Annotated in this window: 4 protein-coding genes; 2 read left to right on the plus strand and 2 right to left on the minus strand. The window is 48.6% G+C overall.

Annotated elements, in window-relative coordinates:
• Positions 1–196: 196 nt before the first annotated feature.
• Both J4G02_05065 and J4G02_05070 read left to right on the plus strand, forming a co-directional pair.
• A complete protein-coding gene (locus J4G02_05065) occupies positions 197–802 on the plus strand; it encodes a penicillin-binding protein activator LpoB (protein ID MCE2393950.1) in 606 nt (201 codons plus the stop codon).
• A gap of 12 nt (positions 803–814) precedes the next feature.
• Positions 815–2182: a hypothetical protein gene (locus tag J4G02_05070; protein ID MCE2393951.1), complete on the plus strand. Its 1368-nt coding sequence runs from the start codon at positions 815–817 to the stop codon at positions 2180–2182.
• A gap of 187 nt (positions 2183–2369) precedes the next feature.
• On the opposite strand, the gene J4G02_05075 is transcribed toward J4G02_05070, so the two are convergent.
• Both J4G02_05075 and uvrA read right to left on the minus strand, forming a co-directional pair.
• Complete coding sequence (locus tag J4G02_05075) at positions 2370–2816, minus strand: hypothetical protein (protein ID MCE2393952.1); 447 nt, start codon at positions 2814–2816, stop codon at positions 2370–2372.
• A 562-nt stretch (positions 2817–3378) separates the two neighbouring features.
• Entirely contained in the window at positions 3379–6252 is a 2874-nt protein-coding gene (uvrA, locus tag J4G02_05080; GenBank protein MCE2393953.1) for an excinuclease ABC subunit UvrA, read from the minus strand.
• Positions 6253–6345: the final 93 nt, after the last annotated feature.

A 6345-nucleotide genomic window follows, 5' to 3' on the forward strand; every position in this document is an offset into this window, starting at 1 on the left:
CCCCTTGTCAGGGGAGTTGGGGATTTAGGGGGTTGGCTGTGCATTAGGAGTGTCTATGTAATTCTAAAATCTACCATAAATTGCTCGTAGTTAAGTTGTTATGTAAACTTTGTTTAGTAACGATTCGTATCAAATCTTATCTGGCTAGGTTGAAACCTCAACATAATCTATACACTCTCAAAAATCAGGAGGAATCATGAAACAGGTAATCAGCCCAATCGCTTGCATTTTGTTCATCACCCTTATGGGATGCGGTTCAGCAAAAACAGTCGAGCGTATCGAAGTCGATACAACCATCGATCTTTCCGGACGATGGAACGATACCGACTCTCGCCAAGTTTCCGAGGCGATGATTGCGGATTGTCTCAATCACCCGTGGATCTCACGGCACACCGTCGGTGCTGAAGGCAAAAAGCCGGTTGTCATCGTTGGTGCGATCCGCAACCGCAGCACAGAACATATCGCAATTCCCACATTTGTCAGCGATATTGAGCGGGCATTCATCAACTCCGGTTTGGTGTCTGTCGTTGCCAGTGCCATCGAGCGTGGCGAACTGCGCGATGAAAAGGGAGATCAGAGCAAGTTCGCCAGCCTTGAAACCGTCAAGGCGATGGGGCAAGAGTTGGGTGCGGACTACATGATGACCGGACAGATCAACACGATCGAAGACCGTGAAGGCGGGAAACAGGTCACATTTTACCAAACCGACCTGACCTTGACCAACATCGAAACCAATGAAAAAATATGGCTTGGTCAAAAGAAAATTAAGAAATTCATCGAACGAAAACGCGCAGCTTTTTAGAGAGAGCAAGCCATGCAAACCGTGAAAATTCTTCCGCTCTTGGCACTGCTGTGCTTGGCTGTTGGGTGTAGCCCTTACAGCATGGAAGAGGTGCGAATTGCTTTTGAAGGGGGAGATTTCGATGCCGCCTTGATTGAATTGGATGCCGACGGTAAGGGAGAAGCCAAATTACCGTACCTATTTGAACGTGGACTCATCGCCCACTACGGCGACAAGTTTGATGAGAGTAACCGCACATTTGAGCTCGCCGAGATTACCTCCGATGACCTGTATACCAAAAGCATCTCGCGGGAAGCCGTCTCACTCCTCACATCAGACAACCTCCGTTCATACGCCGGCAGTCAATATGAGCGGCTGCTGGTCCACTACTACCGTGCATTCAATTATGTCTATCTGAACATGCCGGACGACGCACTCGTTGAATGTCGGAAAGCGAGCAGGCTGCTGCAGTTCTACGCCGATGCCGACGAAAACTACGAATTTGTCGGTGCTGCTTTCATCGCGTATCTATCGGGTATCCTCTATGAATGGGCGGGGGATTGGAATGATGCCTTCATCGCCTATCGCTGGGCAGAAAGGGCATATAAACAGTACGGACCGCTGGGGGTGCCTTTTCCACAGGATGTGGGGAAGTCTCTAGTGCGTCTCGCGGGAAAGTTAGGCTTTCATGAGGAATTTGAGAGATACGCGGCGACCTACGGCGAACCGCCGGAGAACATTCCCGATTCAGGTGAGCTGATCCTACTCTACGAAACAGGGTTCGCCCCCTTCAAAGTTGAGGAAAACATAGTCTTCCCCATTCTCAAGGTCGATCCCATTGTCCAAGACGACGCCGATCGAGACGAAAAAGAGGTGCGTGAATATGGGCGCACGCTGATGCGCAGACGTAACCGACGGTATAAAGAAGTCGAAATCGAATACCTCTTGCGCGTCGCAATTCCCGCTTATCGCTCAAATCGTCCGAGGATCGTCGGTATTGACGCATCTACAGCGTATGGGGGTGCCTCCGGGGTCTTGGTTGAGGATATCGAATCCGCAGCGATGAAAACCTTTGAATCGGAGTTGCCGACCATTATGCTCCGCACGGTTGTGCGCGGTGTATTGAAGTATCTCGGCTTCCGACGTGCCAATCAGGAGGGAGAAACACTGGGCAAACTTGTCAATTTACTGAATGTTGCCACCGAAAGTGCGGACACCCGTTCATGGCAGACCCTACCGAATCAGATTTTTCTCGTACGGATGCGCTTACCGGCGGGCAAACATAATATCGCACTTTCGTTCTCTGACCGCGCCAACCGACGGGTAAAAACCGATACGTTGGAAAATGTCGTAATCTGGAAAAATGATAAGACATTTCTGAATTACCGCACATTTGAGTGAAAAATCCAGACAATCCCAGAAAACCATTGGTTCTTCGGTTCAGTCAGCCCCAGAGGGGCGACATGTTTATAGTACATCGCACCAAAGATTGTATAGGCCCTAGGAGATTAAACGCATATTAAAACGAAGTGAAAATTCCGATTTACCGGGAAAATCAAAGCCCCGCATCCGCATCAGAGCACAGAAACTACCCTTTTTCACCAGTCCCCTCCCTTTCGTCCTCCAGTAGCCCCAATAATTCTTGTACCCACACACGGCTCTCTTTGTATGCTCCTGCAAGCGTGCGGAGCTCCTTCACATCCACATCCTCAGTCTCTTCCAATACCTCCAACTTTTTATCAACCAACCCCTGCATCCGCGTTGCTATCGAAAAATCCTGATCAATAAAGGCATCAAGCTCATTTTGCCTTTTCTCCATCAATGTCTTAGCCGCCTCTTTTGCGATCTGCGTATCATATGCCTCGCAGCGTTGTTGCCAATGAAAATCTACCGAATACTGCTTTAGACTTCTAAGCGAAACACCTTTTTTCGGTGCAGCTTCGGTGCAGCTCTCCATATCGCGGTAGCGCATGAACCAAGTGAACGGACGAGGCTTCTCGTCTTCAAGGGGTTGATCATAAGGAAAGTCCATCATATCACCTCCACTCATATCTTACCATAGCGTTAGCAATACGCCGCAGCCCGTGAGCCGCAGCGGAGAACCCAAGATAAAGTCCTTGACACCGGCACCGGTTGCCCGTTGTTTGATGATACACCGTGCCGATCGCTACGTCAGCCGTTCCAACTGCTAATGTGAGAACTGCTTTCATTGGTTGGCTTATAACCAATGGTGCTAGTTTGCAGCTGTTGATAACGCAAAACGTGATGCGTGAGACGTAAAAATCATTGGTTCATCGGTTCATTTAGCCCCAGAGGGGCGATATGTTTATAGCACTCGTTTATTAATGAACCAATGAACTAATTAGGACTTACGCAGTTGAACGGTCAAAGCCCTGTAGTTCGGCGATTCATCGCCGTTGGAGACCGTTACCAACGCCCGATGAATCGGGCAACTACAATGTGGAGTGCGTAAATCCTGCTAATGTTTTTTACGTTTTACGCATCACGTTTTACGCATTTTGTATTTTGCACTTTCTTTTAACATGAGCCATTGTCACCATAGTAGAGTTGATTTGTAGGCATCGGTTACTTCTTGCTTATGGGGTAAGGTAGGGCTTGAGAAATTGTCCAGTATAGGAACCAGACGTTTGAGCAATTGCCTCCGGTATCCCTTGCGCGATAATCTCTCCACCACGATGCCCACCTTCTGGACCGAGATCGATGATATGATCTGCGGTCTTAATCACATCGAGATGGTGTTCAATCACCAGCACAGTATGCCCGGAATCAACGAGCTGGTTCAGGCTATCTAACAGCTTCTGAATGTCGGCGAGATGCAGTCCGGTGGTGGGCTCATCGAGAATGTAGAAATTATGCTTACCTCGTTTAATCTTTCCGAGTTCGTTTGCCAATTTTACCCGTTGCGCCTCCCCACCTGAAAGAATCGGTGCTGGGTGCCCTATCTGTAAATAACCCATACCCAAATCGTTCAGGACACTCAGTTTATGATGGATGAGCCGCTGATTCGCAAAGAAGTCAACGCCTTCCTCAATCGACATCTTCAACACTTCTGCAATGTTTTTCCCATTATATGTCACCTCAAGGGTTTCGTCATTGTATCGCGCCCCCTTGCAAGCAGGACAAGGAACTTCCACATCGGGCATAAAGTGCAGTTTGGTCGTGATCTGACCCTCACCGCCGCACTCCTCGCATCGCCCGCCTTTGACGTTAAAGCTGAATCGGGAAGCGGTATAACCGCGTGCTTCTGACTCCGGAGTGCTTGCAAAGAGCTTTCGGATGTTATCGTAGAAACCGATGTAAGTCGCCGGGTTGGAGCGTGGGGAACGCCCAATCGGGGATTGATCGATGTTGATTACATCACTGATATATTCGTAGCCCTCAACGTTATCGTGATCTCCAGATAGGACACGGCTATCGTGGAAGATGGAATAGAGCTTCTTATACAGGATTTCGTTAATCAGTGTACTCTTGCCGGATCCCGATGCTCCTGTGATGCAGATAAAAAGTCCTAACGGAATCTCCACATCAATATTTCTTAGGTTGTTCTCTCGCGCCCCTCGGATGATAATTGAAATGCCGTTCGCTTCTCGCCGATCTTGCGGGATTTCAATCTCCTTCTCTCCACTCATGTACTGCCCGGTTAGCGACACCGGATTTTTCAAGACTTTATCAGCAGGTCCCTCCGCGACTACCTTTCCGCCATGAATCCCCGGACCGGGCCCCAATTCAATAATGTGGTCTGCAGCTCGGATTGTCGTCTCATCGTGTTCCACCACAATAACGGTGTTCCCGATATCGCGCAGCTGTCTCAGCGTTTTGAGCATCTTAACATTATCTTTCGGGTGAAGTCCAATCGTCGGTTCGTCGAGCACATATAGCATCCCCATCAAGCCGGAGCCAATCTGCGTTGAGAGCCGAATACGCTGTGATTCGCCACCCGAAAGCGTTGCTGAACGCCGGTTGAGGTTGAGATAGTCAAGACCAATGCCGAGTAAGAGCTCAATCCGGGTGGTAAGTTCTTTAATCACCCGAGTTCCCGCCTCTTGTTTTTGCTCTGGAATCGAGGTGATTCCATCCAGAAACACCCCCAATTCTTCAAGGTGTATATCACCCAATTCATGAATATGTTTATCATTGATAGTGACCAGGAGTCGCTGTCTCTTCAGCTTACTGCCATCGCAATCAGGGCAGGTGTGTTCGACCATCACCTTCCGTAGATACTCCTCCATTCCCGAATGTGCTTCCCCACGCTTACGGTAATGTCGATAGTGCCGATCGATTCTGTTAATAATGCCGTCAAACTCAATTTCTCTGCCAATATGATGGTGGGTTTCCTGCTTTGCGCCTTCCGGCATGACAATCTTAAACTTTTCTCCTCTCGTTCCGTAGAATACGAGATCGATAACCTCGTCTGGGAGGTCTTTGAAGGGCGCATCAAGGCTGAAATCGTAATGTCGTGCCAGACTGTACATCATCCGACCATCCCAACGATCTGGGTCGTAATTAAAGGCTTGCTTGACAAATGCTCCTTCTATGATGCTGCGAGTTCTATCCGGCACAAGCAGATTGGGATGAACTTGGAGGTACGTTCCTAACCCAGAACATGTAACGCAGGCACCAGCCGGCTCATTGAAGGTGAAGTGATGAGGCCCCAGTTCGCCCATAACTACACGATGTTCAGGACAACCAAAATCCTTGTAGAAGGCACGGGTATCTTTATCGGCTATGTCCGGACTCAGGATATGAAAACTCATAAAGCCTTCACCCACGAGTATAGCGTGATCGAGTGTAGCAAGAATCTGTTTGTCAATATCTGGTTTGATGACAAACCTGTCGATGATAGCTTGAATGTTGTACTCTACCTGTTCGTCTAGCTCAATCTCTTCGCTGAGGTCGTGCAAATCACCATTAATCCGAACCCTGCGGCACCCCTTCAGACGGACATCATCAAAGAGGTAGGGATAATCTTCACCGTAGATCTTAAAGACCGGGGCATAGATTTCGAGTTCCGTGCCTTCAGGTAATGACAGTATACGCTCCATCAATTGGTAAGGGGTTCGGGTTGGAACTTCAGCGTTGCAATAAGGGCAGTGAGAGATCCCAATCGTGGCGAATAACATCCGCATATAGTCGTAGAGATCGGTCATCGTGCCCACGGTCGAACGCGGATTCATGGTAATTGTCTTCTGTTCAATCGAAACAACGGGGGACAATCCATCAACAAAGTCAACATCCGGCTTCTTTAACTGTGCGACGAAGCGTTTGGCATAGGTAGACATCGACTCTAGGAAACGACGTTGTCCTTCGGCATAAACCGTTTCAAACGCAAGCGACGATTTTCCAGAACCACTAAGCCCCGTGACAGCCACCAATTTATTTCGGGGGATTTCGATGTTTATGTCCCGTAGGTTGTTTTCCCTCGCCCCTCTTATGCTGATTGTCTCTCTCATCCATGTCTCCTTTGCGTGAAATGCGAAAGCTGACGATCCTTCATCTGTTGATTGACTTACCTCTGCTTATGCTATGAATGCCAAAATTGTTAT

It is taken from the genome of Candidatus Poribacteria bacterium, from assembly GCA_021295755.1.
Taxonomy (GTDB): Bacteria; Poribacteria; WGA-4E; order WGA-4E; family PCPOR2b; genus PCPOR2b.